A 15,658-nucleotide genomic window follows, 5' to 3' on the forward strand; every position below is an offset into this window, starting at 1 on the left:
AATCAGAATAATTCATCCAGCAATATATAATATTTCACTTTATCATAGTCCGGCTTCATTTGTAATTCTTCAAAAAACGCCGACAGGTCAAATGCTTCATCGTATACCTTCCCGCCATAGCAGCCCGCAGTATTGTGCTGCAGGCTCCGGCAGCACAGGGCGATATCCTGATAGCGGCCGCCGATTCCACTCCGGCCCAAATCGATAAACCCGTTCACCTTCCCGTCCTTAAAAAAGACATTGGGAAGACAGTAATCCCCATGAGAGAAGACCGGATCTTCCACAGGCTTGTGTTCTTTCAGCCACCGCAGCAGCTGTTTCGGGCTTTCAAACCCCCCGGGCCCATAGGTATCCGGCTCCGCATCTTCAATGCTGCAAAGGCCGTTCAGGACACGTGCCTCTGCGCACTTCAGTTTCCGGTCCAATCGGTTGTCGGAGGGACAGTGTGATATATCCACTGTCCAAAGCATGCGCAGCCCTTCCGCCAGCAGTTTGACCAAGCGCTTTGGCTGCTCAAGCATCTGCCCGTCACATGCCATCACGCCGTCAATCCTGCTCATGAGCAGATAACATCTGCCATCCTGGCAGACATAACTTAAGACTTCCGGCACCGGCAGCCGGCCGGCCAGCCATTCCATCATGCGGAATTCATTGACCGACTCCTCCCGCTCCGGCCCGATCTTAAGCACCATATCCTCAAAGCAGATTACTTGTGCATCCGACATGCCCACGCAGTCTACAGAATAAGGCCTGTCACCGATTATGTTCCTGATACTGTAAGGGATTTCCAATGCCGTCCTCCTTTTAATCTATCCGCAGATCCACCAGCTTCGCCTGCCGGAATGCCGCATATTCATCCGCAAGCTGTTCCGCTTTATTATATTCCGCAGCGGATATATGCTCCCAAAGTTTTATTTGAATGTGCAGGCGATCCTTCTGTGTTCTGACATTCCACTGGCCGATCACCTTACCGCCCCTAAGCACCGCACCCGGATTTCCTACAGTCCTCCAGACGGCCTTCTGCCTTTCCTTATCCTCCAGGATCAGCTCTCTGTCTTTCAGATCTAGATATGGGTCATGAGCTCCCAGCAGGAGAATCCTGTTTTCATCCGTCTTTGCCTGACGCAGTTTCTGTTCCTCTCCGTCCAGAATATATCGGAGCTTTCCGTTTACCTTTACCGGCCGCAGTTCTTCCTTCACCGTATTCCACAGCCGACGCGCCTGCTGCGGCGAACATCCCAGCCAGGTCATCAATTCCTTTTCTCCCGCGGGGCCGTAACAGCTAAGATACTTTCTGACCAGCTTTGCACCCGCATCCGCTGTCTGTACAGGACTGTGTCCCATCCAGTTCTGAAACGAGGTAAATGTCGGGCTGATACCTTCGCGCTCTCCGAACACAACCAGGGACAGATGGGAACAGGGACGGAGCATGAAGGACACAATCGCCTCACCGACCGTCTGCTTATCCGGGCTCCCATACATGGACGGCCCCTGCCACAGCTTTTTTTTATCCGCCGGAAGCCGACCGGATACTATATCGGCAAGCACCCGGTCCAGGATCTCTTTGCTCTTCACCGTATGCTGCCCGAGATATCCGGCCGCCGAAATCACCATCGGCAGCAGCTCATCAAAAGTCATCCGGACACAATCCAATGCCAGCGTAATCCCGCGCGTATAGATCCACGGTTCTTCACCTTCCTTAGGAATCAGTGCAGTCAGAAACAGATCCGTCTGGTCCGCAGGAAAAACCACCGGAACTCCCCGATAGCTCCAGGCCTGCACAACGCTCTTTTCCCGGTACAGCGCGTCCTGTAACCCGAGAAGGGACACACCCTCCAGACGGTTAAAAAGCGCAGTCTCCCAGGCACCTGGGGGTGAGTTCTGCAGACCGCAGGCGCCGGCCGACTCCGTCAGATCTTTCATCGGAGCCTTTGTGTCCAGATGATGAGAATGAAGACGGTATGCGATTATATTGTTCGTATCTATGCTGTCTGCCAATATACACGTTCCTCTTTTCTGCCGGAGATCGAAAGCTAAGTCCTTTCATTTCAGCATAAACCAGCCGCAACAGCTCCGGAAAACCGGTGCAGCATTATAATTGTGCTTTTCTGAAATATACATTCAATTTAACATAATTTATTAAATATATCAATTTCTTTCATCCATGACAGCCTGTTTCAGCATACTGCAACCGTTGGTTGCGCAACTTCCAGCTACGTTTGATGGACTGCATTCCTGCTGACATGGTATAATATCGGCAGATATTATACCTGCGCTGATTTTCGTCCGCGCAGCGGACATTTTCCTCTGAAAATCATGCGCATCCCCCGGAGGGGCTATGTCAGCCTGCTGACATGGCATAATATCGGCAGATATTATAACCGCGATGATTTTCGTCCGCGCAGAGCAGGAGGAACATTATGACATTTAAAGAAAAGCTTCAGACCCTAAGAAAATCCAAAGGCATGTCACAGGAGCAGCTGGCGGCCTGTGTCAATGTGTCCAGACAGGCCATTTCAAAGTGGGAGCTGGGCGAATCCATGCCGGACACCAATAATGTGATACAGCTAAGCAATCTGTTCAACGTTTCCATTGACTATCTGTTAAAGGATGAACTGGAGGAAGATCTGACCGGGCAGATGGGCAGTATGTCCGTCTCTCCGGAGGCGGCTAACCGACCGAAGGCCCGGAAACAAGGGCTGGCTATGATCATATCAGGCGCGGTAATGACCGGGATCGGTACTTTAGGCCATCTGACCATATGGGTGATGTCCACAATGATAAAGGTCCATGTGATCGTTGAACGGCAGGGACCTGACGGCAAGATCTGGTATCATGGCGGCGGCGATGTGCTCGGCTACGATTACGGCACCTTCATCGAGGAATACCGCCTTGGGGCATTGCTGCTGATTCTAAGCATCGTGCTCATAGTCGGAATCGCATTGTTAACACAGGGCGTGCAGAAACGCCGGTCTAAGATTGCCAAACCGGGCAGACGGGTGTAAAGCGGCCCATTCTCGCCGGGCCCCAAAACCAATAGAAACGTGCGCCGCCAGGCGCACCATAAGTGAAAAGAGAGAGGCAGCCAACAACAGCTGTCTCTCTCTTTCCTATTGGCCCCCTGCGCTGCGCTCGGCGGCAGGATGCGCACAAATGTGCACAAAGCGCACCTTTGTTCTACAGTACCTGTTTAAATCTCCACCCACCGCATCTCCATCGGTTCCAGGGACAGCCTGCATTTCTGCACGCCCTCCACATAGAATTCTGTTTCTTTCGGCTCGCGGGAGTTATTGATGATCGCTGCTTTGCCTGTCTTCTCAAATACTGCAACTTCGGTTTCCACATTGGTCACATAATATTTCTTCATCTCTTCCTCTCTGTGGGCCGCATAATAGATCGCCCTTAAGAGGATACGGCAGTTCTGCGGGGAATAGGGCAGACCCGCGAAATACACGCTGCGCCCCTTTCCGTATTCATTAACCACCAGACGGCTGTACTTCTGATCCATGTTCAGGATCTGGTAGTGATCACCCTGGGCATAGATGCGTGTCATGCCTTCTCCGAAGTCGATATCCCCTTCGATATCCTCCAGTATGAAATGGTCAGGATCCATAGCATTATACTTGTCGGTGCTTAGGGAAAATCCCATCTCGCGGTCCACGCCCAGCACATCCGAAAGCTGGAAATACCGGCCCTGGAACTGGCAGGCGCTGGGTTCGCCAACCCCTATGAAGCCGCCGCCATTATCCACGAAGGCGCGGATATTTGTAACCACCTTTTCATCGACCCAGTTTTCGGCGCCGCTCCAGGAGGTGTATGCATCCCCCGCATTGATGATGACGCGGATATCAGGATCAATCCCCTGTCTTACCTGTTCAAAGTCTATAAATTCCACCTCAATGGGCATTCCGCTTAAGCATTCGATCACTCCCACATAGGAATAAATCTCTCTGTGCCAGATGGAATGGTGCACCTGATTACACATCCAGCTGCGCAGCTTGCCCCAGCAGTTTAAGATCGCCACCTTAAAAGGCGCCATATAGGACCCGGTCCCATCCATATTCTCATGAATCTGCCGGAATTCTCCCACGATCTTTTGAATCTCATCCACAAAGCCCGGCCACTCTATGGCCAGCTTCAGATAGCCGCCGTAACCGATGCGGTCCAAAGGGGAACGCAGGATGGCTCTTCTGGCCTTGAGCCAGTTGTCCTGCGCTTCACCGATGGGATCACCGTGCTCGTTGAACACGTCCGGGAAGAAATAGGGCAGCAGACGGCCTTCCGTATATCTGGCGCCTTTGATATCCGAAATCATGCGCATCGTAACGCCGTCCCCCACTGAGCCGACCACCGCGTCCAGCCCGATATCTGCAAAATACTTGCCGAAGGGTTCCGTACCGATCCAGTGATCTCCAAGAAACATCATGGCTTCTTTTCCGTAACCGTGCACGATATCCACCAACTCCTTCGCCAGCCTGCTCACCTCGATCTGCTGGAACTCTATGAAATCCCGGAACTCTTTGGTGGGCACCCGGAATATGGAATTGTGGTATCCCTGATCCACAATGTATTCGGGACGGAAAGGATAACCTGCCCATTTTTCAAACTGCTCCAGTATATAGGGGCTCACGCTGGCGCTGTATCCGAACCACTCCACATATTTTTCACGCTTCTGATCGTCAAAGGTCAGTGTGAACTGATGGAAAAAGGTGGTAAACCTCACCACATCTACATTGGGATTTTCCTCACACCAGCGTTTCAATTTTTCCTTCACATATGCCTGGGTTTTGGGCTGACGCACATCGAAGGTCAGCTGGTGCGGCGCGTCCTTCCAGTCATTGGTGATGAAATTGTACATATGGACCGGATCCCAGATCAGGAAAGCTAAAAAGCTCACCGTATACTGATGATACGGCACAGTGCAGATCTCCACTTCGCCGGTGCTCTCATCGTAAAACCACCGGTCCGCCGGAACCACTTCTCCCGTAGTGCGGTCAATGACCTCCCACCAGCGCTTGGGGTCATCAATCGTATTCACCTTCAGCTGTTCGGTATGAAATCCTCGCATCAGTTCAATCCGCAAGGTATCCCCCCTGGCGGTAAGCCTGTCGCTGATCAGATACTCCTGTTGGATCTCCTCCGGGTTCTTTTCAGCCCACTCATTGTCCTTCCGGGTGGTATAATACGTCGCATAAATCTTGCCGTCCAGTTTCAGCAGCTCTTCCGGCATATTGGTGCCGTCACAGTCTCTAAGCGCATCAGCGCCTAAAAGCTCTTTTAATTCTATTGTCTCCTTCACCATGTCCACATCGGTGGGGAGAGTCAATCTTCCTGTAATGTGTTCCATATCAATCATGTCCTTCCTGTTCAACCGTATGCCGGCCGGGCGCATATCCCCCTGTGCCGGGCCGGCATACTTTTCTTTCACACTGCATAACCGCGCCGACGATCAGCCCTTCAAACCGCCCAGGCTCAAGCCGGAAGTCAGTTTCTTCTGTACCAGCAGATAGAATATCATCGTCGGAATCATAACGATCACCATGGCCGCAAACAGCGCGCCCCAGTCCGTCGCATATTTCGCCTGCTCCATCAGGTTCTTTAAGCCGACGGGCAGAGTCTTTTTGGAATCGTCCCTTAAGAACTGGAGAGCCAGAATGTATTCGTTCCAGTACTCCATAAAGGAAAACATCAGCATGGTGGCCACGCCCGGCTTGCACATCGGGAATACCACGCTCACCATCGTTCGGAAATGGCCGGCTCCGTCTATATTGGCTGCTTCCACATACGCGTTGTCCACGCCTTCCATAAATCCTGACATCAGAAAAATGTAAAAGGGGAGCGTCGTACACGCATACACCACACACATCGCGATGCGGCTGTTGAGCATCCCAAAATTCAAGAGCAGCATGAACAGCGGAACAACCAGATAGTTCTTCTGGATAAACATGCCCGCCATCAGAAGGGCGCGTATAGGATTCAGCACCTTTCCGGAGTATCTGCCCAGCGCGTAAGAGGCAGGAACCACCATCAAAAGTGACAGCGCCATGGACAGGGCAGTTACAAATATAGAGTTCATGAAGTTCGCCCCTATGTCCGCATTCGTCCAGGCACGAGCGAAGTTATTCCACTGCAGCACCGCCGGCAGAGCCAGGGGATACTGCGAAATTTCATTGTTGTCCTTCAGTGAGGAGATAAACGTCCATACCAGAGGAAGGATAACGAGTATCACCGCTACAAACAGCAGCACTCTAAGTAAAATCCGGACTATCTTGCGTTTGGCTTCTTTACTCATCTTTTCTCCTCCCTTCTATTTGTCTTTCCTGGCCGTCAACACCTGGGCTAGGATCGCCAGGACAAACGAGAACAGGAATACCACTACGGATACGGACATCGCATAGCCGAAGTTTGCGTTGCTGAATGCCTGCAGGTTCACGTAGGACAGCAGCACCTCAGACGCTCCCTGGGGCTCTCCGTTGGTCATAACCGTAACGAACTGGAAGCTCATATTCATTGTGGACAGGATGAAAAACACCAGCGTCGTCCTGACTGTCGGCCAAATGAGCGGAAGGGTGATCTTAAAGAACTCCTGGAGGCGGTTGGCGCCTTCCAGATCAGATACCTCATAGAGCTCCGGTGAAATTCCGTCCATGCCCGCGATATACATGACCATATAATAGCCTACCGCCTGCCAGATCATCGCCAGCGCGATCACCCAGAGCACATAGCGGCTGTCACCGAACCAGTTGGGCGGCGACACCATTCCCAGCCCTTTTAAGGCGGAGTTAACAATTCCAGTCACAGGGTTGAACAGGTTCTTAAAAATAATACCGATCACCACGATGGAGAGCACATTGGGGAAAAACAGAACCACTCTGTAGAAATTGCCTTCCTTTAACTTGCCCCTGCTGATTACCGCCGCAAAGAACAGCGAAAAGGCCATCGTGACGATGGTGACGAATACCATCAGAAACACTGTATTTCTGAATGCCAGCTGGAAAGATTTATTGGCAAACAGGGTTGTGAAGTTGTCGAGTCCGATAAATGTCTTTTTGCCCGTGCCGCCGCTCCATTTATAGAGCGACATTCTGAACACCTGTATCGCCGGATACAATATGAATATACAGAAACCGATCAGCGCCGGCGCGACACAGCAGGCCAGAAACATTTTTTCTTTTTTCTTTCTTCCGGCTAATCCTTTCATTCCAGATACCACCTCTCACACATAATTACTTTCACCCATAACCACTTGATGCCTGACTGTCAAAGACAATTCAGGCATCAAGTTCTGATCATATGTCACGTCGCCGCAACGGTCTTATTATGAATTTATTCAGCTGTTACTAAAGAGTCTCTTACATCATCAGAAATCTTATCTGAAGCTGCGATCCAGTCATCCACAGTTTCCTTGCCATCAACCACTGAGTTTACATGTCCGTAGAATTCTTTCTTGGGAACGATTTCGCTGTCAACTGCCGCGAAACCGCCGATGTAAGGCATATAGCCCTCTTCAAATGCCTGGAATGTGGAAAGAACCAGCGGATCCAGAACATCCGCTACAAGGCTGGTAGCTCCAACTACAGGCGGAATGCCGCCGGTGGTCTGCGCGTTCAGCTTGATCGCTTCTTCCGAATACAGGAATTTTAAGAATTCTTTGGCCATATCAACATTTTCTGCTGCAGCGGGGATATAAACCTCCTCTACGCTGGACATCAGATATTTGTCATCGCTTGCATTGTAGTAAGGAATCGGAGCATAACCCCATTCAAAAGCCTTGCCGTTGATCTCTTCGCCCTTGATTTCGGCCATCTCGCCTACAATCCAGGAACCGCAGGGTACAAACAGTGCGGAGCCGTTCATAACAGCGGTCTGCGCTGTAGTATGATCGATGCCGGTGGTGTTCTCAAGCAGGTATCCGCCTGATCCTAATTTGGCAACTGTCTCAAATACTTTTCTGACACCGTCGTTATTCCATGCGCCTTCCACATAGGTAAAGCAGTCATCCATACCCTTCACGCCGATCTGGGATACAATCAGGGGAACAATCACGGTCTCCATATACCCGGGGGCATTGCCTCCCTGATAGGTAAACAGCGCTCTCTTCTGTCCCTGGATCTCTTTATCCTTGATCTCATCACCAAGTGCGAAGAACTCATCCCAACTCGCCGGAACCTTCATGCCCTCTTCTTCAAAGAGTGTGGCATTGTAGAACAGTCCGTTGGCGGTATAGTACAGCGGAGCCAGATATACTTTTCCGTCGCCGTAAGGCTGGGAAAGGGAGGTATCCAGGAATCCGTCCAGGATCTTGCCCTTTAACTCCGCGGTTTCAAATACGTCGGTCAGATCTGCCAGCGCCTGATCCTTGATCAGCCTCTGTGCCAGTCCGGACGGGTTGCTGCTGGGGCAGTAGATGAAATCCGGTACATCGCCGGCCAGCATGGAAGAGTTCACCTTCTCACCGATGGAAGGATCGCAGTCAATGTTAAAGGTAACATTGGGATACTGCTTTGTGAATGCTTCCGTAACCGCCACCCAGAAAGCGTCTCCGTAACCGCCTTTGAAGATGGCCAGGTTTAATGTGACAGGATCGCCTGTGGCCTCCGCTGTTGTGGGCGCCTCTGTTTCCGCACCCTTTGCAGTCGTTTCTGTCTCAGCCTTGGTTGTGGGAGCCGCTGTGGATTCCTCCGGCTTACCGCTGCAGCCTGCCAGCATTGTGATCAGCATCACAGCCGTCAGTAGTAATGATAACACTTTTTTCATTACAAATTTCCTCCTTTTCTTAGCATAATGCACAAGTTCATTTCGTTATGCTTATAGTATATTGATTTTTTTACCAATATTCAATTCATTTATTGTTGCATTTTTTATATATATTGTTTTTATTGCTAAATTTATCTTTATTTTTCACCGGTTTCATTCTATAATATACAATGTAGCATTTACAAATGCTTTTATTGTAAGCACTTTCCACAATTAAGTTTTATATATATTGTCAATCTCCGCATCTTTATACTAAAACGTTAGCACATTAATGTGCGCGCAGGTCATCAGCCTTCGGCTGGTGACAGGAATGAGGTAGCGCACTGATGTGCGCGCAGGTCATCAGCCTTCGGCTGGTGACAGGAAAAGGAGGAACTATGGGAGTAACACGCTACAACCTGGATGTGGATGAGCTGAAGAAGACGGATTTCCGCCTGCTCTATGTCACCACTTCCAAATATGAGGGGGACTGGCAAAGCCTGCCCCACACCCATCACTTCACGGAGCTTTTCTATGTGTTAAACGGTACAGGCAACTTCTTAATAGAAGACAGGCTCTTCACCGTGAGCCCCAATGATCTGGTGATTGTCAATCCGCATATTGAACACACCGAAAAATCCATGAACGCCAACCCGCTGGAATATATCGTGTTCGGCATAGAAGGCCTTATCTTTACCTTTGATCAGAAGTTCGAGAATGAAAATTTCGGCCTCTACAATTTTTCTGCAGAAAAGAACCAGCTGACCTATCTTCTGAACTTCATGCTGCAGGAAATACAGGAGAAAAACCCGCATCATGAAACCATCTGCCAGAATATCCTGGAAATTTTGATCCTTTATATCAACCGCACTCACGATCTGGGCATTAACACGGTGCCTTCCTCCAGGATGTCCAAGGAATGCGCCGCGGCCAAACGGTTTCTGGACGCCAATTATGCGCAGAATATCACGCTGGATACGCTGGTTGATGTCACCCATATGAACAAATACTATCTTGTGCATTCCTTTACAAAATATACCGGGCTGTCCCCGATTAATTACCTGATTCAGAAACGCGTCCAGGCCAGCATGGATCTGTTATGCAACACCAACCACTCCATCGCGCAGATTGCCTCCAGCACCGGATTCGCTTCACAGTCCTACTTTTCACAGATCTTTAAAAAAGCGGTGGGGCTTAGTCCTAATCAGTATAGGAAACGGAACAGTCCGCAGGAGCAGAAAAACAAATAAAACAGAGCATAGGAGGAAATTTATATGAAACAGCCAAATATCATCCTGATCATGACCGATCAGCTGCGGGGCGACTGCCTGGGAGCGTCAGGGCATCCGGATGTCAAGACGCCCTATCTGGATACGCTCGCCGCCCGCGGCACAGTGTTTGACAACGCATATTCCTCATGTCCCAGCTGCATACCGGCCAGGGCAGCCATCCATACCGGAATGAGCCAGGAACATCATGGCAGAGTCGGCTATGAAGATATGCTGGACTGGGATTATCCGGTCACGATGGCGGGGGAGCTGGCCGCCGCCGGATATCATACGCAGTGCATCGGCAAAATGCATGTGCATCCTCTGCGCAGCCTCATGGGCTTTCATAATGTAAGGCTCCATGACGGCTACCTGCACAGCTACCGCTATCCGGATACGCCTTATTATGAATCTCAGAAAATTGCGGACGACTATTTCTACTGGCTTAAAAATGAGCTGGGAATCGAAGCGGATGTAACAGATACCGGCATGGAATGCAACTCCTGGGTGGCGCGGCCCTGGATCTATGAAGAAAAATATCACCCCACCAACTGGGTGACCTCGGAATGCATCGATTTCCTGAGGAGACGGGATACGACGAAACCGTTCTTTCTGATGGCTTCCTATCTGCGGCCCCACCCGCCCTTCGATGCGCCGGAGTATTATTTTGATCTCTATAAAGACAGAAAACTGACGCCGCCGGCGCTGGGAGACTGGGTAGATGACGGGGCATTAAAGCAGTCCGGACGCATCTTCGACTCCAGCACCGGTCCCATCGATCCGGAGCTTATGCGCCAGGCTCAGATCGGTTATTACGCCTGCATTACCCACTTAGACCACCAGATCGGCCGGCTGATTCAGGCGCTGGTGGAGCACCGCGTGTATGAGGATTCCCTGATTCTGTTTACCTCAGACCATGGGGAAGAACTCTGTGACCATCATCTGTTCCGCAAATCCAGACCTTATCAGGGCAGCATCCATGTGCCCATGATTCTTTCCGGAAAGGAGGAACTGACCGGAAGCGCACGAAATACCAGAAGCAGCGCCGTCGTGGAGCTTAGGGACATCATGCCCACCCTGCTTGATGCGGCAGGACGCCAAATTCCCGGCAGCGTAGACGGCCGCAGCATGATCCGCATCCTGAAAGGCGAAGAAAAACCGCGCCGGTGGCTGCACGGGGAACATGAGGCCGGCATAAATTCCAACCAATTTATAGTGACCGCCGAAGATAAATATATCTGGTACTCACAGACCGGCAGAGAACAGTATTTTAATCTGAAGGAGGATCCCCGTGAACTTCATAACCTAATTGGGGAAGAGACATATAAAGAACGCATCGGCTGGCTTAGAACCAAACTCATAGAATCGCTGGATGGAAGAGAGGAAGGCTATACGGACGGACAGAAACTCATCACCGGACGCAGGCCACTGAATGTACTAAGTTTTCTTAGAAACCGCCGTAATGAAGTTTAACGATCAGATCTCACCGATACAAATGCTGACACAGTATATCTCCCTCACCCCGGCCTTTTTCAAAGCCCTGGCGCAGGCTTCCATCGTAGCTCCGGTGGTATAGATATCATCAATCAGCAAAACGGTGCCGGGAAGGCGGGCGCATCTGCCCCATGAGATGGCCTTTTCCAGATTGTGCAGCCTTCCCGCGCTGCCCAGCCCTTTCTGGGGCAGTGTTTTTCTGGTTCTTATCAGGGCATGTGGATAGACCGGGATTTTAAGGCGGCGTCCCAGCCGGCGGGCTAAAACCTCCGACTGATTATAGCCTCGCTCTCTGCGCCTGCTGCTGTGGACGGGCACCGGCACAATAGCCTGAATGCGCATTTCCTGCAGGTCTCTTCCATGGAGGCGCAGCAGCTCTTCTATATAGAAATCCGCATACTCCCGTTTATTGTTATATTTGAACTTCATCATGGATGATTTTACCGCTTCATTGTAATTAAACAGGGCGATCTGCCGGCGAAACCCCGGCATGCGTTTCCTGCAGCCCGGGCAGTATTCCTCTTTATCGTCATCCACTTCCTTGCCGCATTTCTTGCAGACCGGTTCCGTGACATAAGACAGTTTGCCGCGGCAGCCGGGGCAGACAAGCTGCCCCTTAGAAGAAACGATCCCATGACAGACAGGACATCTGTGCGGATATAAAAGATCAATCAGTGTGCTTATCAAAGGCTTTTCCTTTCTATTGTCCAAACAGACCGCCCATGCCGCTGAAGGTGCCGCCGACGGAATCGGTGCCGGACTGTTCCACTTCCTTTAAGCGGCGGTCCAGACCGGAATAGCGCTTCTGTTCCTTTTCATTGGCAGCCATCTCCTGAAACGCGCCCACTGAGCCGACGATACAAACACAGGATTTTGCTCTGGTGACTCCGGTGTATAGCAGATTTCTGTTCATCAGCATGCGCGGGCCGCTAAGAAGCGGCAGTATCACCGCGGGATACTCGCTCCCCTGGGATTTATGCACGGTGATAGCATAGGCCAGCTCCAGCTCTTCCAGCTCCTTAAAACTATAGGTGACCAGACGGTGTTCATCAAACTCAACCGTGAGTTCTTCCGAAAAAAGATTGATCTCCTTCACGACTCCCATGTCTCCGTTAAATACGCCTTTCCCGCGGTCGGAGGGTATGCCGTACCGGCTTCTTACTTCCCATTCGATCTGATAATTATTGCGCACCTGCATGACTTTATCGCCTTCCCGGAAAACGGTGCCGCCCACCTGCTTTTCTCTCTTCTTATCAGCGGGAGGATTCAAGTACTCCTGGAGGATGGAATTGAGCCGCTCCACGCCCAGAATTCCCTTGCGCATCGGCGTCATCACCTGAATCTCATGCATGCCCGCATGGACATAGCCGGGCAGTTTGTCCTTGATCAGCGTGATGGTAGCATTAATGATCGAATTGGGATCGTCCCTGCGGATAAACAGGAAATCATTGCTCCTTTTGGCCGGATCGATCGGAATACCCTGATTGATCTTGTGGGCATTAACAATGATATCGCTGTAAGTGGCCTGCCGGAATATCTTCTCCAGCTTCACCACATGGAAGCAGCCGGACTCAATGATATCCTTCAGCACATTCCCGGGCCCTACGCTCGGCAGCTGGTCCACGTCCCCCACCAGGATCAGCCTGGTGCCTACGGGGACAGCCTTTAAGAGCGCATACAGAATATTGAGATCCACCATGGACATCTCATCGATGATGATCGCATCCGCCTCCAGCGGGTTCTGCTCGTTGCGTTCAAACCGACCGCTCTCAGGACTCTCATCGGGCACCGCAGTGAGCTCCAGCATGCGGTGGATCGTCCTGGCCTCATAACCCGTGGCCTCGGTCATGCGCTTTGCCGCTCTGCCCGTGGGCGCAGCCAGCAGTATCTCCATGTTCTCCTGTTCGAGATACCGGATGATCGTGGTGATCGTGGTGGTTTTACCTGTGCCGGGTCCCCCGGTGATGACCAGAAGGCCATTTTTTACAGCCTCTGCCACCGCTTCCCGCTGATGGGTGTCCAGCACGATATCGGACTGGGCCTCAATCCTGCTAAGCCTCTGCTGCAGTTCAATGTCCGGCACATCGTAGCCGATATTGAGATCATGCAGCATTTTTGCCGCATTTAATTCCATATAATAGTACTTCGAAGCGTAGACAATCCGCCCCTCGGGCTCTTTCTGGACGATGAGTTTTTTTTCAATGGTCAGGTCCATCAGATATTTTTCGATCGAGCTTAGTTCCACCCCCAGAAGGCTGCTGGTATTTCTGACCAGCTCTTCCTCCGGCAGATACACATGCCCATTGCTTAAGCCCTGCAGTAATGTATAAAGGATGCCGCTTCTGATGCGGAAATCCGAATCCGTATGTATGCCCACCTTAACCGCGATTTCATCCGCAATTTTAAAACCCACTCCCGGGATATCGTCGGCCATCCGGTAGGGGTTCTGCTTAATGAGGGAATACACCTCCGCGCCGTACTGGTTGTAGATCTTGGCTGCCAGATTAAGGGAAATGCCGTAGTTTTGCAGAAACATCATGGCAGAACGCATATCCCTCTTTTCACAGACCAGGCTGGCGATTTCCATGGCTTTGTTCTCACTGATTCCCTTAATCTCGGCCAGGCGTTCCGGCTCCTCCTCGATGATTCGGAAGGTATCGTCCTTAAACCGGCCCACAATCCTGGCGGCCAGCGCCGGCCCGATCCCCTTGATCGCGCCCGAGCTTAAGTAGCGCTCAATGGACACGCTGTCCTCCGGCGCTTTGATTTCATATTCGAGCACCTTAAGCTGCTCACCGTACATCTGATGCGTCGAAAACTCACCTCTGGCCTCAATATATTCCCCTTCACTGACAAAAGGAAGGGTTCCCACCAGCGTATATTCCTCGTCGGAGGAGGAGATCTCCATCACCGTATAGCCGGTCTCCTCACTGCGGTACACGATATGTTCCACATATCCTTCAACCTTTTCCATATATCCGTCATCTTCCTGCCTTATGCTAATAGCCATGTCCGGCAAATGGCGCCGAACAGCGGGACTTCTCCTCTTGATTCACAAAAAGTCTTATCAGAGGCATGTCATCCCCTGCCTCTGATAAGACTTTTCCATTCACCGGGCTCCGCCTGCCTGACAGCCTTTAAAAACGCCGTCAGTCCTCACGGTCCCCGTTCATAAACTCCACAAATCTTCCGGTCCCGATCGCAACCGCAATAAGCGGTTCCTCCGCGATCATCGTATTGATGCCGGTCTTTTCCTCGATCAGTGAATCCAGACCGCTAAGAAGGCTGCCGCCTCCGGTCATGACGATGCCGCGGTCATAGATATCCGCCGCAAGTTCCGGTGGAGTCCTCTCCAGAACATTATGCACGGCATCCACGATCTGCATGGCAGGCTCTCTTAAAGCCTCCAGAGTTTCATCCGATGTGATGGTGATCGTCTTGGGAAGTCCGGTAACCAGGTTACGGCCCCTGACCTCCATCGTGGCCAGCTCCGGCCTCTTATACGCGGAACCGATCTGTATCTTTACATCCTCCGCGGTTCTTTCACCGATCAGAAGATTATGTTTCTTTCTCATATAACGCACAATCGCCTCATCAAAGTCATCTCCGGCGATCTTAACCGAAGTGCTGACAACCGTGCCTCCCAGAGAGATCACGGCGATATCGGATGTGCCGCCGCCGATATCCACGATCATATTGCCGCATGCCTTGGAAATATCAATGCCTGCACCGATCGCCGCCGCAACCGGCTCCTCTATGATGGCCACCTCGCGGGCGCCTGCCGCATAAGCCGCCTCTTCCACCGCCTTCTTCTCCACTTCTGTGGCGCCGCTGGGAATACATACACTGATTCTGGGTTTTCTTAAGGTTCTCTTTCCCATGGCCTTCTTGATGAAATATTTCAGCATCTGCTCTGTCACGGTGTAATTGGAAATTACTCCCTGGCGCAGCGGACGCACCGCCATGATATTACCGGGGGTTCTTCCGATCATGAGCCGGGCATCTTCGCCAATCGCCTTGATTTCATTCGTATCACGATTTATCGCCACGACGGATGGCTCTTTTAATACCACACCTTTTCCCTTGATATATACAAGGATACTGGCTGTGCCCAAGTCAATTCCGATATCTGTAGATAATGCCATTCTCTTTTTTCCTCC

General features: G+C 51.2%; 12 protein-coding genes. 3 read left to right on the forward strand and 9 right to left on the reverse strand.

Annotated features, from left to right (window positions below):
- Positions 1 to 2: 2 nt before the first annotated feature.
- Together DWZ56_RS01335 and DWZ56_RS01340 are read right to left on the reverse strand one after the other, a co-directional pair.
- Entirely contained in the window at positions 3 to 791 is a 789-nt protein-coding gene (locus DWZ56_RS01335; protein WP_158584389.1) for an APH(3') family aminoglycoside O-phosphotransferase, read from the reverse strand.
- A gap of 13 nt (positions 792 to 804) precedes the next feature.
- A complete protein-coding gene (locus tag DWZ56_RS01340) occupies positions 805 to 1,998 on the reverse strand; it encodes a winged helix DNA-binding domain-containing protein (RefSeq protein WP_243095005.1) in 1,194 nt (397 codons plus the stop codon).
- Positions 1,999 to 2,420: 422 nt separating this feature from the next.
- On the opposite strand from DWZ56_RS01340, the gene DWZ56_RS01345 reads away from it, so the two are divergent.
- The gene (locus DWZ56_RS01345; protein WP_118554582.1) at positions 2,421 to 3,005 is read left to right on the forward strand and encodes a helix-turn-helix domain-containing protein; all 585 of its coding nucleotides are present in this window, start codon (positions 2,421 to 2,423) and stop codon (positions 3,003 to 3,005) included.
- Positions 3,006 to 3,190: 185 nt separating this feature from the next.
- Here the strand turns inward: DWZ56_RS01345 and gnpA are convergent, their stop codons facing one another.
- The 4 genes from gnpA to DWZ56_RS01365 form a co-directional block, all read right to left on the reverse strand.
- Entirely contained in the window at positions 3,191 to 5,347 is a 2,157-nt protein-coding gene (gnpA, locus tag DWZ56_RS01350; RefSeq protein WP_118554777.1) for a 1,3-beta-galactosyl-N-acetylhexosamine phosphorylase, read from the reverse strand.
- 102 nt (positions 5,348 to 5,449) lie between these two features.
- Positions 5,450 to 6,292 (reverse strand): carbohydrate ABC transporter permease, encoded by an 843-nt coding sequence (locus DWZ56_RS01355; RefSeq protein ID WP_118554583.1) that lies wholly within the window; start codon positions 6,290 to 6,292, stop codon positions 5,450 to 5,452.
- Positions 6,293 to 6,307: 15 nt separating this feature from the next.
- Complete coding sequence (locus tag DWZ56_RS01360) at positions 6,308 to 7,201, reverse strand: carbohydrate ABC transporter permease (RefSeq protein ID WP_118554584.1); 894 nt, start codon at positions 7,199 to 7,201, stop codon at positions 6,308 to 6,310.
- Between the two features lie 125 nt (positions 7,202 to 7,326).
- On the reverse strand, positions 7,327 to 8,757 hold the full coding sequence (locus DWZ56_RS01365) for a carbohydrate ABC transporter substrate-binding protein (RefSeq protein ID WP_118554585.1): 1,431 nt from the start codon (positions 8,755 to 8,757) through the stop codon (positions 7,327 to 7,329).
- Between the two features lie 377 nt (positions 8,758 to 9,134).
- Between DWZ56_RS01365 and DWZ56_RS01370 the strand changes: the two genes are divergently transcribed.
- Complete coding sequence (locus DWZ56_RS01370) at positions 9,135 to 9,986, forward strand: AraC family transcriptional regulator (protein ID WP_118554778.1); 852 nt, start codon at positions 9,135 to 9,137, stop codon at positions 9,984 to 9,986.
- A 24-nt stretch (positions 9,987 to 10,010) separates the two neighbouring features.
- A complete protein-coding gene (locus tag DWZ56_RS01375; protein WP_118554586.1) occupies positions 10,011 to 11,477 on the forward strand; it encodes an arylsulfatase in 1,467 nt (488 codons plus the stop codon).
- 3 nt (positions 11,478 to 11,480) lie between these two features.
- Here DWZ56_RS01375 and DWZ56_RS01380 read toward each other — a convergent pair whose 3' ends face one another.
- The 3 genes from DWZ56_RS01380 to DWZ56_RS01390 form a co-directional block, all read right to left on the reverse strand.
- Positions 11,481 to 12,209 carry a ComF family protein gene (locus tag DWZ56_RS01380; protein WP_243095007.1) on the reverse strand — a complete coding sequence of 243 codons (729 nt, stop codon included), beginning with the start codon at positions 12,207 to 12,209 and terminating at the stop codon, positions 11,481 to 11,483.
- Positions 12,199 to 14,472: an SF1B family DNA helicase RecD2 gene (gene recD2 / locus DWZ56_RS01385; protein WP_118554780.1), complete on the reverse strand. Its 2,274-nt coding sequence runs from the start codon at positions 14,470 to 14,472 to the stop codon at positions 12,199 to 12,201. Before recD2 ends, DWZ56_RS01380 begins: the two co-directional genes overlap by 11 nt.
- A 175-nt stretch (positions 14,473 to 14,647) precedes the next feature.
- Entirely contained in the window at positions 14,648 to 15,643 is a 996-nt protein-coding gene (locus DWZ56_RS01390; protein WP_118554587.1) for a rod shape-determining protein, read from the reverse strand.
- Positions 15,644 to 15,658: the final 15 nt, after the last annotated feature.

The organism is Lachnotalea sp. AF33-28, assembly GCF_003477885.1.
Taxonomy (GTDB): Bacteria; Bacillota; Clostridia; order Lachnospirales; family Lachnospiraceae; genus AF33-28.

Coding starts and splice junctions, on each gene's coding strand:
- DWZ56_RS01345 (WP_118554582.1), top strand. CDS start 2,421: ATGACATTTAAAGAAAAGCTTCAGACCCTAAGAAAATCCAAAGGCATG.
- gnpA (WP_118554777.1), bottom strand. CDS start 5,347: ATGGAACACATTACAGGAAGATTGACTCTCCCCACCGATGTGGACATG.
- DWZ56_RS01355 (WP_118554583.1), bottom strand. CDS start 6,292: ATGAGTAAAGAAGCCAAACGCAAGATAGTCCGGATTTTACTTAGAGTG.
- DWZ56_RS01360 (WP_118554584.1), bottom strand. CDS start 7,201: ATGAAAGGATTAGCCGGAAGAAAGAAAAAAGAAAAAATGTTTCTGGCC.
- DWZ56_RS01365 (WP_118554585.1), bottom strand. CDS start 8,757: ATGAAAAAAGTGTTATCATTACTACTGACGGCTGTGATGCTGATCACA.
- DWZ56_RS01370 (WP_118554778.1), top strand. CDS start 9,135: ATGGGAGTAACACGCTACAACCTGGATGTGGATGAGCTGAAGAAGACG.
- DWZ56_RS01375 (WP_118554586.1), top strand. CDS start 10,011: ATGAAACAGCCAAATATCATCCTGATCATGACCGATCAGCTGCGGGGC.
- recD2 (WP_118554780.1), bottom strand. CDS start 14,472: ATGGAAAAGGTTGAAGGATATGTGGAACATATCGTGTACCGCAGTGAG.
- DWZ56_RS01390 (WP_118554587.1), bottom strand. CDS start 15,643: ATGGCATTATCTACAGATATCGGAATTGACTTGGGCACAGCCAGTATC.